This window comes from Micromonospora jinlongensis (assembly GCF_013410645.1).
Classification (GTDB): domain Bacteria; phylum Actinomycetota; class Actinomycetes; order Mycobacteriales; family Micromonosporaceae; genus Micromonospora; species Micromonospora zamorensis.
The window spans coordinates 5,279,214-5,294,699 of the sequence record NZ_JACCHK010000001.1; the positions used below are offsets into that span (position 1 = coordinate 5,279,214).

Here is a 15,486-nt window from a genome sequence, read left to right on the forward strand (position 1 = left end):
AGGTGTGACTGTGCTCCGAAAGGACGAACCTTGCAGACCAGAAGAGGCGCCACCGTGGCCCTGGCGGCACTGACCGCCGGGCTGCTCACCGGCGCGTTCCCGGGCCCCGCCGTGGCGGCGGCCACGCCGACCGCCACCCCGCTGCCGCTGACCCAGGTGGCCGACGTGGTGTCGGCTGGTGACCGGGTCTTCGTCAGCGGTGGCCGCTCCTCCACCGACGTCGTGGTGACCAGCGCCACCGGCGCACTCGTCGGCACCCTGGCCGACCTGCCCGGCCCCACCGACCTGCTGCTCAGTGCCGACCGGCAGACCCTCTACGTGGCGCTGCCCAGCGCCAACGCCATCGCCGCCTTCGACACCGGCTCCCTGATCGAGTCGGCCCGCTACGACACCGGCGCGGGCGAGTGCCCGTCGTCGCTGGCGTTGACCGGCCGGTACCTGTGGTTCGGCTACGGCTGCGACCAGTGGGGTGGCAACATCGGCCGGATCGACCTGGGACGCCAGCCGGCCCGGGTGACCACCGGGCTGTCCACCGGTTCGAGTTACTACGGCGCCCCGCTGCTGGCCGCCGCCGGCCAGAACCGTTCGGTGCTGCTGGCCGGGCAGACGGGGTTGAGCCCCGCATCGGTCTATGCGTACGAGATCGGGACCGGGGGCACCCTGGGCGCGCCCAGGGCCAACGAATTCATGGCGGTCGGCAGCAACCTGCGCGACATCGCCCTCGACCCCACCGGCACCACCGTCTTCACCGCCTCCGGTGCCCCGTACGAGGTGCAGGCGTTCCCGTTCGCCGACATCAGCACCCCCTCGGCGACCTACCAGACCGGTGCGTACCCGAATGCCGTCGAAGTGTCCCGCGACGGCAGCAGGATCGCCGCCGGAGCGGACGCCACCTACGCGCCGGACGTGTTCCTCTTCCGGCCGGACGGCACCGCGTTGGCCCAGTTCGAGCTGGGCGACGAACTCAGCCCCGGCGCGCTGGCCTGGGCGCCCAACGGAGCCCGGGTCTATGCGGTCTCCTACGACTGGACCGGGGCCAACCCGGCCACCCTGCACGTCCTGCCCGTTCCGGCCGGCTGACCGGCCCACCGGCCCAGCACGGGCCGGCGCGCGGGGCCGGACCATGCGATCCGGTCCGGCCCCGCGGGGAGCGAAAACGAGATGGCGGGACAGGTTCCGTTCCAGTCCTCGGGACGGGGGATTAGCCTCACCAGCATGAACCACGGCTTCGAGACGCTCGCCATCCATGCCGGCCAGGACCCTGAGGCCCGCACCGGCGCGGTGATCCCACCGATCTACCAGACCAGCACGTACGCGCAGGACGCCGTCGGTGCGCCCCGACTCGGCTACGAGTACAGCCGCTCGGGCAACCCGACCCGCGACGCGCTCCAGGAGTGCCTGGCAGCGCTGGAGGGCGGACCGGTCGGGCTCGCCTTCGCCAGCGGCCTGGCGGCGGAGGACACCCTGCTGCGGGCCGTGTGCCAGCCGGGCGACCACGTGGTGATCCCGGACGACGCGTACGGCGGCACGTACCGGCTCTTCGCCCGGGTCGCCCAGCGCTGGGGCCTGGAGTTCACCCCGGCCAAGGTCTCCGACCCGGACGCGATCCGGGCGGCGGTGCAGCCCGGCCGCACGAAGATCGTCTGGCTGGAGACGCCCACCAACCCGCTGCTCGGCATCGCCGACATCGCCGCCCTGGCCGGTGTGGCGCACGACGCGGGCGCGCTGCTGGTGGTCGACAACACCTTCGCCTCGCCGTACCTCCAGCAGCCGATCGCGCACGGCGCGGACGTGGTGGTGCACTCCACCACCAAGTACATCGGCGGGCACTCCGACGTCGTCGGTGGCGCGCTCGTCGTCGCCGACGCCGCACTCGGCGAGGAGCTGCGCTACCACCAGAACGCGATGGGCGCGATCAACGGCCCGTTCGACGCCTGGCTCACGCTGCGCGGCATCAAGACCCTCGGGGTACGGATGGACCGGCACTGCGACAACGCCGAGCGGCTCGCCGCGTACCTCGACGGGCACGCCAAGGTGGCCCAGGTGATCTACCCGGGGCTGCCCTCGCACCCCGGTCACGAGGTGGCCGCGAAGCAGATGCGCCGGTTCGGCGGCATGATCTCGTTCCGCGCCGCCGGTGGTGAGGACCACGCCGTCGAGATCTGCAACCGCAGCAAGCTCTTCGTGCTCGCCGAGTCGCTGGGCGGCGTGGAATCCCTGATCGAGCACCCGGGTCGGATGACACACGCAAGTGCTGCCGGCTCGCCGCTTGAAGTTCCCGGCGATCTCGTGCGACTGTCTGTCGGCATCGAGACGGTCGACGACCTGCTCGCCGATCTGGAGCAGGCGCTGGGCTGACCGCTGGGGAGGATGGCCGTGCAGGACATCAAGGCGACCTGGGTCGGGGCGACCGCCAAGCAGATCGCCCGGGGCGTACGCCGAGGTGACGTCTCGGCCACCCAGGTCGTCGCCGACCACCTCGAGTACATCTCCCGAGCCGACCGCGAACTGGCCGCGTTCCGCGCCGTTCGCGGCGGCGAGGCGATCACCGAGGCGGAAAAGGTCGACGAGCAGGAGGACCTGGCCAACCTGCCGCTGGCCGGGGTGCCGGTGGCGGTCAAGGAGAACACTCCGGTCGCCGGCCTGCCCACCTGGAACGGGTCGGCGGCCGCCCGCAGCGACGTCGCCGAGGCCGACCACGAGGTGGTGCGTCGGCTGCGCGGGGCCGGCGCGGTCATCCTCGGCGTGACCCGCATGCCGGAGCTTGGGCTGTGGGCTCTCACCGACGACGACAGCGCGGTGACCCGTAACCCGTGGGACAGCACGCGTACCCCCGGCGGGTCCTCCGGTGGTGCGGCCGCCGCGGTGGCCGCCGGGCTGGTGCCGATCGCGCACGGCAACGACGGCCTCGGTTCGATCCGGATCCCCGCGGCCTGTTGCGGCCTGGTCGGGCTCAAGCCCGGTCGCGGCGTGGTCCCCTGTCAGCTCGGCGCGGACGACTGGTTCGGCCTCACCGAGCACGGCATGTTGACCAGCACCGTCGCCGACGCGGCGGTCGGCTTCTCGGTGCTCGCCGGCCGGCGTCCCGAGAAGCTGGTCCCGCCGCAGCGGCTGCGGGTGGGCGTCTCGCTGCGCTCGCCGGTGCGCGGTGTCGCACCCGACGCGCCGAACCGGGACGCGGTCGCCGCCGCCGGCCGGCTTCTCGCCGCCGCCGGGCACGACACGGTCCCCGCCGACCCGGTCTACCCCACCGCGCTCGGCCTTCAGGGCATCGCCACCTGGTTCGCCGCCGCCGCCACCGACGTCCGGGCCTCCGGGCTGGACCGGCGTGGCCTGCAACGGCGTACCCGGCGGCACGTCGCCCTGGGAGAGTGGGCGCAGCGCCGCGGCTACGTGCGGGAGGCCGACCGCGCCGCGTGGCGGCAACGGTCGGTCGATTTCTTCACCGACCACTCGGTCGACCTGCTGCTCACGCCGGCGCTGGCCACCGCGCCGCCCGAGGCGGCCCGCTGGTCGGACCGGTCCTGGCGGGTGAACATGACAGCCAACATCCGGTACGCCCCGTACGCCGCTCCGTGGAACATCGCCGGCCTGCCGGCGGTCGTGGTGCCGGTGGGTCGGCGCCCGGACGGCCTGCCGGTCGCCGTGCAACTGGTCGGTCCGCCCGGCTCGGAGCTGCTGCTGCTCGGTGTGGCCGGCCAGTTCGAGATGGCCGCCCCGTGGGTGCGCCACGCCCCCGGCTATCCCCGTGTCGGAACGGGGTCGCCGGCCACCGCATGATCGTCTACGATGTGCGCGCATCATCGCGCGGACCCGGGGCTTCCTGATATCGCGCCATCACAGTGTGGTGGATACCGCGATATCAGGGATGTCGAGTGGATCAGCGCACCGGGCCGGGGTGAGGCACCGGTCGAGGCCGGTGTCGCCGCAAAGGACTCCGGAGGCGGGTGGCACGATCGGGGCATGACGGAACTGGTCAGTCTCGACGACGTGCGGGCCGCACGGGAGTTGCTCGCCGGCGTCATCCGGACCACTCCGCTGGAGCCCTCCCGCCCGCTCAGCGCGGCACTGGGCGGGCCGACCTGGCTCAAGTGCGAGAACGTGCAGCGTGCCGGTTCGTACAAGGTGCGCGGCGCGTACGTGCGGATCTCCCGGCTGTCGGCCGCGGAGCGGGAGCGCGGGGTGGTCGCGGCCAGCGCGGGCAACCACGCGCAGGGCGTCGCCCTCGCCGCCGGCCTGGTCGGCACGCACGCCACCGTCTTCATGCCGGTCAACGCGCCGCTGCCGAAGGTGGCAGCCACCAAGGGGTACGGCGCGCAGGTCGAGTTGGCCGGCAACACCGTCGACGAGTCGCTGGTCGCCGCGCACACGTACGCCGAGCGCACCGGCGCGGTGCTGATCCACCCGTTCGACCACGCCGACGTGATCGCCGGTCAGGGGACGGTGGCGCTGGAGATCCTCGAACAGTGCCCGGAGGTGAAGACGATCATCACCGGGGTGGGTGGTGGCGGGCTGATCTCGGGCATGGCGGTGGCCGCGAAGGCGTTGCGACCGGACGTCCGGATCATCGGCGTCCAGGCCGCCGGTGCAGCGGCGTTCCCGCCCTCGCTGGTGGCCGGGGAGCCGGTCCGGCTGCCCATCTTCTCCACCATCGCCGACGGCATCGCGGTCGGTCGGCCGGGGGAGATCACCTTCAACCATGTGCGCAAACTCGTCGACGAGATCGTCACGGTCTCCGAGGAGGACATCTCTCGGGCCCTGTTGATGCTGCTGGAACGCGGCAAGCAGGTCGTCGAGCCGGCCGGGGCGGTCGGCGTCGCCGCGTTGCTGGCGGGCGTGGTCGAGGTGGAGACACCGGTGGTCGCGGTGCTGTCCGGCGGCAACATCGACCCGTTGCTGATGCTGCGGGTGATCGAGCACGGGTTGGCCGCCGCGGGGCGCTACCTGCGGGTGACCGTGCGCTGCTCGGACCGGCCGGGACAACTCGCGTCGCTGCTCAGCCAGATCGCCGAGCACCGGGCCAACGTCGTGGACGTGGAGCACCAGCGGGCCAACCCACACCTCGGCCTCGGCGAGGTGGAGGTGGCGCTGTCGGTCGAGACCCGGGGCGTGGAGCACTCGGACACGCTGATCAGCGCCCTGCGGGCCAGTGGCTACCAGGTGGTTTTCGCCGCCGAGGCGTGACACCGGTGGGTGCCACGCCTCGGAAGCGGTGCTGGGGAGCGGCTCGTAGGGCCGCCGCCGATCAGCCGGAGAACGGCTCGAAGCTGACCACGGTCACCTTGATGTCGGCGCCGCTCGGGGCCGTGTAGGTGCAGGTCTGCCCGGGCCGACCGCCCAGGATCGCCTTGCCGAGTGCCGACTCGGGGCTGTAGACGGTCAGGTCGGTGGTGGCCGCGATCTCCCGCGAACCGAGCAGGAAGGTCTCGGTGTCGTCGGTGTCGTCATCGAAGTAGATCGTCACGACCATGCCGGGCGAGACCGCGTCCGCCGTCGGCGCCTCGCCGACCTTCGCAGTGCGCAGCAGCTCCTGGAGGTAGCGGATGCGACCTTCGGCCTTGCCCTGCTCCTCGCGGGCGGCGTGGTAGCCGCCGTTCTCCCGCAGGTCACCCTCCTCGCGCCGAGCGTTGATCTCGGCCGCGATGGCCGGGCGGTTGGCGATGTGCTCGTCGAGCTCGGCCTGGAGGCGGTCGTGCGCGTCCTGCGACAGCCAGGTGGCGGGCGCCTCGTTGCCAGTGGACACAGGCGTTCTCCTCAGTTGTGCGTGGCTGGCTGACAGGTGAACTACCAAGTTACCAGTGCAGTACGACACAGGGTGCTGACCATCACCGCCGGTGCCCGGATCCGACACCGCGCGTAGGTGCTTCCCAGCCCTCGTGGCCGGGGCTGTTATGGCAGGTCAGGACACCGGTCGGCAGCGCATGACCTCACCGATGAACGGCCGTGCGGTGGTGGCCAGGCGGTGCCGGGTCGTCACGTGCCGGCTGCCGGGCTCGGCGGTCACCGTGACCTGTTCGCGGGCCACCTCGGCGCCCGCGCGGTCCCGGGCACGCAGCAGGCAGACCGCCGATCCGCCCGACGGCACGGTCACCCGAAAGTCGACCAGCACCTGATTGTCCGTAATGTCGGTGTAGGTGATCACCTGGGCGTCGTAGACCGGGTCGCCGTACTGGCGGTAGAGCCGGACGGAGATCACGGTCAGCGTGGCCACGAGCGCCAGCAGCACCACCGCCGCCAGCAACGTGCGTCGCAGCCGTCCCCCCGGTGCGCGGCGGCGGCCGTAGCGCCCGGCCGGGAAAACCGGAGCACCTCGTGAAATTGTGGCGTGCGTCTCGGTCACCGGCGGGTATCTCCTGGCGTTGTTGTCGGCGGCATCAGCAAGAATGACAGAGTCCCATCCTCCCACCCGGTCCAGCGGCAGGAATGGCAGGTCATGCCCGCGCTGCTGACCGACGACCGGGGTGCGGTGAGGAAAGATCCCGGCAGGTCAGCCGGTCGAGCCCGGTCGGGTCCACCGTCCGGCACAGACGAGGAGCGCCGAAGTTGGCAGAGCAACTGCGTCTCATGGCCGTGCACGCGCACCCGGACGACGAGTCGAGCAAGGGCGCAGCGACGATGGCGAAGTACGTCGCAGAGGGGGTGGACGTCCTCGTCGTGACGTGCACGGGCGGCGAGCGCGGGAGTGTGCTCAACCCCAAGCTCGACCGGCCGGACGTGTGGGCCAACATCGCCGAGATCCGGCGTGCCGAGATGGACGCCGCGCGGGCGATCCTCGGCGTCGACCAGGCGTGGCTCGGCTTCGTCGACTCGGGCCTGCCCGAGGGTGACCCGCTGCCGCCGCTGCCCGAGGGTTGTTTCGCCCTGCAGGACGTCGAGGTGGCCGCCGGGCCGCTGGTGCGCCTGATGCGCGAGTTCCGTCCGCACGTCGTCACCACGTACGACGAAGAGGGTGGCTACCCGCACCCGGACCACATCATGTGCCACAAGGTGACCATGGCCGCGTTCGAGGCCGCCGGTGACCCGGAGCGCTACCCGGAGCTGGGCGCGCCCTGGCAGCCGTTGAAGCTCTACTACGACATCGGCTTCTCCAAGGGCAAGATCATGGCCCTGCACGAGGGCATGCTGGCCGCCGGTCTGGAGTCGCCCTACGAGGAGTGGCTCAAGCGGTGGGAGGACCGGCCCGACAAGGGTCCCCGGATCACCACGCGGGTGGAGTGCGCCGACTACTTCACGGTTCGTGCCGACGCACTGCGCGCCCACGCCACCCAGGTCGACCCGGACGGCTTCTGGTTCCAGGTTCCGATGGAGCTGCAGCAGCGCGCCTGGCCGACCGAGGACTACGAGCTGGCCCGCTCGATGGTCGACAGCCCACTGCCCGAGTCGGATCTCTTCGCCGGCGTGCGGGAGACGGCCCACGCACGCTGATTTCCGACGGGTCTACCCTGGTTACCAACCGCACATCGGAGGAACGCCATGCTGACCGCTGCCCAGGTGCTCGCGGAGAACAACTTCGGGGACACCCGCACGGGTGGTCTGGCCGGGCCGATGGGCCTCTTCCTCATCCTGCTGCTGGCCACCGCGACCATCCTGCTGATCCGCAACATGAACGCTCGGCTGCGCCGCCTGCCCGACCGGTTTCCGCAGCAGGCGGGGCCGACCGACCCGACCAGGACCGATGCGGCAGTCGTCGATCCGACAGACGGGACCGGGGGGCGTGATTCATCCACGCGCGCTCCCAATGGGCACCAGCAGCAGCGGAACGGGTAGTCCGCGCATGAATCACGCCTAACCGGTTGGTCGCCCCCTGTTGCGGCCACCCGGTTTGGCTTAGCCTTCCGCCGGGGGGACCAAAAGTCTCCGAGCCGTGTGCGGGAGGGGGCGCCGATGACCAGCACAGCAGCGGCCGCCCACCGCAACGTCGGTCGGTCGGCTGACGGGGGAGGTCGATGACCTCCGGTCCAGCCGGTGACTCGTTCGACCGGCTCGGGGTGCGGGGCACACCGGTCCGGTTGCTGGTGCTCACCGCCGCCGTCGCGCTGACCGCCGTGGCCGCCGCCGCAGTCGGGCTGACCCTGCCGGCCAGGCTGCCGGTTGACGACCCCCTCGGCGGTCCGGCCCGCTTCGGCATCGCCGTCGCCGTCCTCGCTCTCGCCCAGCTCGCCCGACTGCGGTTCCGTTCGTCCGCGGGCATGGTCAGCATCACCTGGGGCGAGGCCGCGCTGATCGTCTGCCTCTACCTGACTCCCGCCGGCTGGCTCCCGTCCGCCACTCTGCTCGGCACCGGGCTGGCCTGGACGATGCTCTCGCTGCACAACGACCGCCGCCCGGTCCTGGAGCTCGTCCGCATCGCCGCGTCGCTCGCCGCAGCATCGGCACTGGCCGTCTCCGTGACCACCGCACTCGGGCGACCGCTGCTCGCCCCGCCCACCCCGAAGCTCGCGCTGGCAGTGATTGCCGGGTCGGTGACCTATCTCCTGGTGACCGCCTGGCTGGGTGGTGTGACGCTGGGCCTGCGGCACGGCCTGCCGATCGGGCCGCCGCTGCTCGCCGCGCTGCGCGGCAAGCTTTTGATGTTCGTCGGCAACGTGGCGGTCGGCCTCGTCGTGGTCGCCCTCCTGGAACTCGACCCGCGCTGGTTGCTGTTGCTGCCGCCGCTGCTCTGGCTGCTGCAACAGACCTACCGTTACCGGCTGCGCTCCGATCAGGAGCGCCGCACCTGGAGAGCGTTCGCCGAGGCCACCGCGGCCCTCAACCAGCTCGACGAGCGCGGCGTGGCCACCGCGGCGGTCACCGGAGGGCTGACGCTGTTCAACGCCGAGCTGGTGGACGTCGACGTGGCGCGGGCCGACGGCCGGTGGCACCGGTACCGGGGCGACGCCGGCGGTCAACTGGTCGACCGCGAGACGGACCCACCGGACCAGTCGGAGCCCGACGAGCACGAGCTGAGCCGGGCACTGTCGGTCGGCGCCGCACCGGTCGGTCGGCTGCGGGTGCGGTTCCCCCGCTCGGCCCCACCCACCGCGCGGGAGCGCGACGCGGTGGCCGCGTTCGGCGACGCGCTCGCCGCCGCGCTGCACGACGCCGCAACCCACCGTGAGCTGCGGCTGGTGACCGCCCGTTCGTCGTACGAGGCGGTGCACGACCCGCTCACCGGGCTGGCCAACCGGGCGGCGATGCTCGGCAAGGGCGACCAGTCGCTGCGGCAGCTCGCACACGATCACCCGGTGGCGCTGCTCCTGCTGGACATCAACCAGTTCAAGGAAGTCAACGACACCCTCGGTCACGCCGCGGGCGACCAGTTGCTGCGGCTGACCGCGAACCGGCTCGACGCGCTGGTCCGCCCCGGTGACCTGCTCGGCCGGCTCGGTGGCGACGAGTTCGCCATGCTGCTCACGGCGGTGCCGGTGCTCGGTGACCGGGCCGCGCCGATGGCCCATGCGCTGCGCCAGGCCCGCGAGATCGCCGAACGGCTGGCGGCGCCGACCGAGGTGGCCGGCGTACGGATGTCGATCGAGGTTTCCGTCGGGGTGGTGGTGGCCGACGCCGGCACCGCCGACCTGACCGAGCTGCTGCGCCGGGCGGACATCGCGATGTACCAGGCCAAGGAGGGCGGCGGCAACGTCGCCGTGTACGACGGCAGTCGGGACGCGGCCAGCACCGACCAGCTCGCCCTGCTGGCCGAGCTTCGCGAGGCGCTCCTGGTCGACGACCAGCTGGTGTTGGCGCTGCAACCGGCGGTCGACCTGGCCACGGGTGCGCCCACCGGCGTGGAGGCGCTGATCCGCTGGCAGCATCCCCGGCGCGGGTGGCTGAGCCCGGCCGACTTCATCCGGCCGGTGGAAAACAGCGAGCAGCTCGGCACCTTCACCCGGTACGTGCTGGACAAGGCGCTCAGCGTGGCCGCCAGTTGGGCGCGCGAAGGGCTGGACATCCCGATCTCGGTCAACCTGTCGGCCCGCAGCCTGCTCGACCCCCGGCTGCCGGCGGAGATCGCCGACGCGCTGCGCCGCCACCAGGTGCCGCCGCACCGGCTCGTTCTGGAGATCACCGAGACGGTGGTGATGAGTGAGCTGGAGGTCATCGACGAGGTGCTGGCCACGCTCCGGTCGATGGGCGTGCAGCTCGCGGTCGACGACTTCGGCACCGGCTTCTCGTCGCTGACCTTCCTCACCCGGATCACCGTGGACGAGTTGAAGGTGGACCGCTCGTTCGTGATCCGGATGACGGACTCGCCGGAGGCGGCGGCGATCGTACGGACGACCGTGGGGCTCGCCCACGAGCTGGGGCTGCGTGTGGTCGCCGAAGGGGTGGAGACCGCCGAGCAGCGGATGGCCCTGGCCGAGCTGGGATGCACCTCCGCGCAGGGCTACCACTTCTTCAAGCCGATGCCGGCCGACAAGATCGGCGCGGTGCTCGGGTCGCTGCGCGACTCGGCGGAGTCGAACGTGTTCCGGCTGCGCGCCGACGGCGCCTCCTGACCGTCCCGCACTCGCCGGTCCCGGATGGGGCAGTCAGCCGCCCGCCGACCCTCTACAGTCGATTGAGCTGTGCAGATGTGTCGATCGTCTGCGCCCTCTCTCGAAGGGACATCATGCGACTCTCCGGGAAACGCTCCATCCTCGCCCCGGCGCTCGCGCTGGCCGTCGCGGTGTTCGGCACGGTGGCCGCCGCCGCTCCCGCATCGGCCAGGGCGCCGCAGTCCGCCTCGCTGGTGGTCACCGGTGACGCCGACGACCCGATCACCCAGGGCGAGAGCGTGGAGTTCTCCACCGCCTCCGGTGACGGCTTCAACGTCTGGGGCACGACGAACCACCTCACCGTCCAGGTCTTCGACCCACCCGCCGGTCCCTGGACGATCGAGCTGAGCGCGCCCGTTGGCCAACCGCTGGCCGTGGGCACCTACACCGGCGCCACCGAGAACACCTATGAGAGCCCACTACCCGGCATCGCCCTGACCGGCAACGACCAGATCTGCTCGTTCGGGCAGACCGGTTCGCTCACCGTCACCGACATCTCCTGGGGTCCGTACGGCTACCTGGAGCGGTTCGACGCCACCTTCGAGCAGCGCTGCAACTACAGCACGGGCTCGGCCCGCGGGGAGGTGCACGTCGCGAACCCGCCGGCGCCGCCGGTGCTCGCCGTCGGGGTCGAGGTGGCCCTCTCGGGCACGATCGACACCGGGGCCGGCGAGGTGACGGTGCACGGCACGGTCACCTGCACCGCACCGGCCACCGTGTACGTGGAGGGTGGCGTCACCCAGACGTGGCACGGTCAGCGTGCCGAGGGCATCGTCCGGGCGGAGGTGGCCTGCACCCCGGGCGCGCCGGTCGCCTGGACGTCCAGCACGCCCTCGTTCACCTCGGTCCCGTTCCGGCGGGGTGCCGTGACGGTGTCCGCCAACGCCAGCTCCTACGACACGACGTACGACGTCTTCGTCAGCGACGCCGACACCGCGGTGGTCCGGCTGAAGAAGGGCTGACGGGAGCCGGCCCGGGCCTGCTGGCCCGGGCCTGCCGGTCCCGTCGCGGGGCCCTCGGGCAGTGGACCGTCCGGGTGGAGCCCGCGCGGTCCGCGCCGGGGCTGGTTATGGTCGTGTGCGTGAACCGACTCGTCGACGCCACCAGCCCGTACCTGCTCCAGCACGCGGACAACCCGGTCGACTGGTGGCCCTGGTCGGACGAGGCGTTCGCCGAGGCGAAACGGCGGGACGTCCCGGTGCTCATCTCGGTCGGCTACGCGGCCTGCCACTGGTGTCACGTCATGGCGCACGAGTCGTTCGAGAACGAGCAGGTCGGCGCCCTGATGAACGACAACTTCGTGTCGATCAAGGTGGATCGTGAGGAGCGCCCGGACGTGGACGCGGTCTACATGACCGCGACCCAGGCGATGACCGGCCAGGGTGGCTGGCCGATGACCGTCTTCGCCACCCCGGACGGCACCCCGTTCTTCTGCGGCACCTACTTCCCGCGGCCCAACTTCGTCCAGTTGCTCCAGTCGGTCACCACCGCCTGGCGGGAGCAGCGCGAGGCGGTGCTGGGCCAGGGCGCCGCAGTGGTCGAGGCGATCGGCGGCGCGCAGGCCGTGGGCGGTCCCACCGCCCCGCTGGACGCGCCGCTGCTCGACGCCGCGGCCGGCAGGCTGGCCAGCGAGTACGACGCCACGAACGGCGGCTTCGGGGGCGCCCCGAAGTTCCCACCGCACATGAACCTGCTCTTCCTGCTGCGCCACCACCAGCGCACCGGCGACCCGCGCAGCCTGGAGATCACCCGGCACACCGCCGAGGCGATGGCCCGTGGCGGCATCTACGACCAGCTCGCCAGCGGCTTCGCCCGATACTCGGTGGACGCGCACTGGACGGTTCCGCACTTCGAGAAGATGCTCTACGACAACGCGTTGCTGCTGCGGCTCTACACCCAGCTGTGGCGGCTCACCGGTGACCCGCTGGCCCGGCGGGTGGCGCGGGACACCGCCCGCTTCCTCGCCGACGAGCTGCACCGGCCGGGCGAGGGCTTCGCGTCCGCGCTGGACGCCGACACCGAGGGCGTCGAGGGGCTCACCTACGCCTGGACACCCGAGCAGCTCGTCGAGGCGCTGGGTGAGGAGGACGGCCGCTGGGCCACCGACCTCTTCGCCGTGACCGAAGAGGGCACCTTTGAGCACGGCACGAGCGTGCTCAAGCTCGCCCGGGACGTCGACGACGCCGCACCCGAGGTGCGGGCCCGCTGGCAGCAGGTCGTCGGGCGGCTGCTCAGTGCCCGCGACACCCGGCCGCAGCCGGCCCGCGACGACAAGGTGGTGGCCGCCTGGAACGGCCTGGCGATCACCGCCATCGTCGAGTTCCTCCAGGTGGCCGCGTTGTACGCGTCTCCGCAGGACGAGGACGCCAACCTGATGGACGGCGTGACGATCGTCGCCGACGGTGCGATGCGCGATGCCGCCGAGCACCTGGCCAGCGTGCATGTGGTGGACGGCCGGCTGCGCCGGGTCTCGCGGGACGGCAAGGTTGGCGAGCCGGCCGGCGTCCTGGAGGACTACGGCTGCGTGGCCGAGGCCTTCTGCTCGCTGCACCAGCTCACCGGCGAGGGCCGTTGGCTCACGCTGGCCGGCGACCTGCTGGACACCGCGTTGGCGCACTTCGCCGCCCCCGGCGGCGCCTTCTACGACACCGCCGACGACGCGGAGCGGCTGGTGGCCCGGCCCGCTGACCCGACCGACAACGCCACCCCGTCCGGCCGGTCGGCGTTGGTCGCCGGGCTGGTCGCGTACTCCGCGCTGACCGGGGAGACGCGCTACCGGGAGGCCGCCGAGGCGGCGCTCGCCACTGTCGCGCCGATCGTCGGTAAGCACCCCCGGTTCACCGGCTACGCGGCAATGGTCGGTGAGGCGTTGCTCTCCGGGCCGTACGAGATCGCCGTGGTGACCGACGACCCGGCTGGCGATCCCCTGGTGGCCGCGGCTCGACGGCACGCCCCGCCCGGGGCCGTGGTCGTCGCCGGGCAACCGGACCAGCCCGGCGTGCCGCTGCTCGCCGACCGTCCGCTGGTCGACGGGCGGTCCGCCGCGTACGTCTGCCGGGGGTTCGTCTGCCAGCGGCCGGTCACCTCGGTCGAGGAGCTGGTCGCCGAGCTCAGCTGAGCGCGCCGCGACGCCCTGTAGTGCCCGCGCTCCCGGCACCGGCCGTCTCCGGACCGGGTCGGCGGCGCGGGTGCCGGCCCTCCGGGTGGGCGTGCCGATGGCCCGGATAGGCTGGCCGCGCTATGGATTCCCGTACCGGTCTGCCTGTTGTCGGCATGGTGGGTGGCGGCCAGTTGGCCCGGATGACCCACCAGGCCGCGATCGCCCTCGGCCAGTCACTGCGTGTGCTCGCGACCGCCCCCGACGACGGCGCGGCGCTGGTCGCCGCCGACGTCCAGTACGGCGACCACACCGACCTGGCCGCCCTGCGCACCTTCGCCAAGGGCTGCGACGTCGTCACCTTCGACCACGAGCACGTGCCCTCGGAGCACATCCGCACGCTGGCGGCGGAAGGGGTGACCCTCTACCCGCCGGCGGACGCGCTGCTGCACGCCCAGGACAAGCAGGTCATGCGGGAACGCCTGACCGAGCTGGGCGCGCCCAACCCGGTGTGGCGGCCGGTCGGCGAGCCCGCCGACCTGGTCGACTTCGGCGAGCAGGTCGGCTGGCCGGTGGTGCTCAAGGCGGCGCGCGGCGGCTACGACGGCCGGGGCGTGTGGATGGTCGACGACGCGACCCAGGCCAGCGAGCTGGCAGCAACGCTGCTCGCCGGCGGCACCCGGCTGATCGTCGAGGAGCGGGTGCCCCTGCGCCGGGAGCTGGCCGTGCAGGTCGCCCGGTCGCCGTTCGGTCAGGTGGCCGCGTACCCGGTGGTCGAGACGGTGCAGCGAGACGGCATCAACGTGGAGGTGCTGGCCCCGGCGCCCGGCCTGGACGAGGAGCTGGCGGTCTCCGCCCAGCAGCTCGCCATCGACCTGGCCACCGCGCTCGGCGTGATCGGCCTGCTGGCCGTGGAGCTGTTCGAGGTGCGCGACGAGGCTGGCCGCCCCGCGATCGTGGTCAACGAGCTGGCGATGCGCCCGCACAACTCCGGGCACTGGACCATCGAGGGCTCCCGGACCTCGCAGTTCGAGCAGCACCTGCGGGCCGTGCTGGACTACCCGATGGGCGACACCTCGCTGACCGCGCCGGTGGTGGTGATGGCGAACGTGCTCGGCGGAGAGCCGGGCGGAATGTCGATCGACGAGCGGCTGCACCACCTCTTCGCCGCCGAGCCGGGCGCCAAGGTGCACCTGTACGGCAAGCAGGTGCGACCCGGCCGGAAGGTCGGGCACGTCACGGTGCTCGGCGACGACCTGGACGACGTACGGGCACGCGCGGCGCGGGCCGCGCGCTGGCTCCGTGAGGGGCACGAGTGACCACCTCGGTCGAGAAGGAGACCCCAGTGACCACGGTCGGGCTGATCATGGGCAGCGACTCGGACTGGCCGACCATGCGGGCCGCCGCCGAGGTGCTGGACGACTTCGGCGTGGCGTACGAGGTGCGGGTGATCTCGGCGCACCGGACTCCGGTCGCGATGATCGAGTACGGCCGGGACGCCGCCGACCGGGGTCTGAAGGTGATCATCGCCGGGGCTGGTGGTGCCGCCGCGCTGCCGGGCATGGTCGCCTCGGTGACGCCACTGCCGGTGATCGGCGTGCCGGTGCCGCTGAAGCACCTGGACGGCATGGACTCGCTGCTGTCCATCGTGCAGATGCCGGCCGGGATCCCGGTGGCCACCGTGTCGATCGGCAACGCCCGCAACGCCGGCCTGCTCGCCGTACGGATCCTCGGCGCCAACGACGACGGCCTGCGCGCCAGGATGACGACCTACCAGCAGGACCTGGAGAAGCTGGTGGCGAGCAAGGAAGCCGCCCTCCAGGCAACCCTCCCGTAGCTCGCGTCAGACCCCAGCTCCGTCGATCACGCAGT

General features: G+C 72.2%; 13 protein-coding genes. 11 read left to right on the forward strand and 2 right to left on the reverse strand.

The genetic code is table 11. The annotated features are described in order from the left end of the window. Positions 1 to 30: 30 nt before the first annotated feature. From HNR22_RS23780 to ilvA, 4 genes are all read left to right on the forward strand, one after another. Positions 31 to 1,080 carry a hypothetical protein gene (locus HNR22_RS23780; protein ID WP_179782195.1) on the forward strand — a complete coding sequence of 350 codons (1,050 nt, stop codon included), beginning with the start codon at positions 31 to 33 and terminating at the stop codon, positions 1,078 to 1,080. Between the two features lie 135 nt (positions 1,081 to 1,215). After that, positions 1,216 to 2,358 (forward strand): cystathionine gamma-synthase, encoded by a 1,143-nt coding sequence (locus HNR22_RS23785; RefSeq protein WP_179782196.1) that lies wholly within the window; start codon positions 1,216 to 1,218, stop codon positions 2,356 to 2,358. A gap of 12 nt (positions 2,359 to 2,370) precedes the next feature. Next, positions 2,371 to 3,780 (forward strand): amidase, encoded by a 1,410-nt coding sequence (locus HNR22_RS23790; RefSeq protein WP_179782197.1) that lies wholly within the window; start codon positions 2,371 to 2,373, stop codon positions 3,778 to 3,780. A 183-nt stretch (positions 3,781 to 3,963) separates the two neighbouring features. After that, complete coding sequence (gene ilvA, locus HNR22_RS23795; protein ID WP_179782198.1) at positions 3,964 to 5,184, forward strand: threonine ammonia-lyase; 1,221 nt, start codon at positions 3,964 to 3,966, stop codon at positions 5,182 to 5,184. Between the two features lie 61 nt (positions 5,185 to 5,245). Here ilvA and greA read toward each other — a convergent pair whose 3' ends face one another. Both greA and HNR22_RS23805 read right to left on the reverse strand, forming a co-directional pair. Further along, the gene (greA, locus tag HNR22_RS23800; RefSeq protein WP_179782199.1) at positions 5,246 to 5,743 is read right to left on the reverse strand and encodes a transcription elongation factor GreA; all 498 of its coding nucleotides are present in this window, start codon (positions 5,741 to 5,743) and stop codon (positions 5,246 to 5,248) included. A gap of 156 nt (positions 5,744 to 5,899) precedes the next feature. After that, entirely contained in the window at positions 5,900 to 6,340 is a 441-nt protein-coding gene (locus tag HNR22_RS23805; RefSeq protein WP_179782200.1) for a DUF4307 domain-containing protein, read from the reverse strand. A 203-nt stretch (positions 6,341 to 6,543) separates the two neighbouring features. On the opposite strand from HNR22_RS23805, the gene mca reads away from it, so the two are divergent. From mca to purE, 7 genes are all read left to right on the forward strand, one after another. Continuing rightward, positions 6,544 to 7,425 (forward strand): mycothiol conjugate amidase Mca, encoded by an 882-nt coding sequence (gene mca / locus HNR22_RS23810; RefSeq protein WP_179782201.1) that lies wholly within the window; start codon positions 6,544 to 6,546, stop codon positions 7,423 to 7,425. Positions 7,426 to 7,473: 48 nt separating this feature from the next. Continuing rightward, the gene (locus tag HNR22_RS23815; RefSeq protein ID WP_179782202.1) at positions 7,474 to 7,767 is read left to right on the forward strand and encodes a hypothetical protein; all 294 of its coding nucleotides are present in this window, start codon (positions 7,474 to 7,476) and stop codon (positions 7,765 to 7,767) included. 179 nt (positions 7,768 to 7,946) lie between these two features. Next, positions 7,947 to 10,478, forward strand: coding sequence for a putative bifunctional diguanylate cyclase/phosphodiesterase (locus tag HNR22_RS23820; protein ID WP_179782203.1), 2,532 nt, complete (start codon positions 7,947 to 7,949; stop codon positions 10,476 to 10,478). A 113-nt stretch (positions 10,479 to 10,591) separates the two neighbouring features. Beyond that, on the forward strand, positions 10,592 to 11,479 hold the full coding sequence (locus tag HNR22_RS23825; RefSeq protein WP_179782204.1) for a hypothetical protein: 888 nt from the start codon (positions 10,592 to 10,594) through the stop codon (positions 11,477 to 11,479). A 119-nt stretch (positions 11,480 to 11,598) separates the two neighbouring features. After that, positions 11,599 to 13,635 carry a DUF255 domain-containing protein gene (locus tag HNR22_RS23830; protein WP_179782205.1) on the forward strand — a complete coding sequence of 679 codons (2,037 nt, stop codon included), beginning with the start codon at positions 11,599 to 11,601 and terminating at the stop codon, positions 13,633 to 13,635. Positions 13,636 to 13,757: 122 nt separating this feature from the next. Then, positions 13,758 to 14,933, forward strand: a complete 1,176-nt coding sequence (locus tag HNR22_RS23835; protein WP_179782206.1) for a 5-(carboxyamino)imidazole ribonucleotide synthase — start codon at positions 13,758 to 13,760, stop codon at positions 14,931 to 14,933. Positions 14,934 to 14,959: 26 nt separating this feature from the next. Beyond that, on the forward strand, positions 14,960 to 15,451 hold the full coding sequence (gene purE, locus HNR22_RS23840; RefSeq protein WP_179782207.1) for a 5-(carboxyamino)imidazole ribonucleotide mutase: 492 nt from the start codon (positions 14,960 to 14,962) through the stop codon (positions 15,449 to 15,451). Positions 15,452 to 15,486 lie beyond the last annotated feature (35 nt).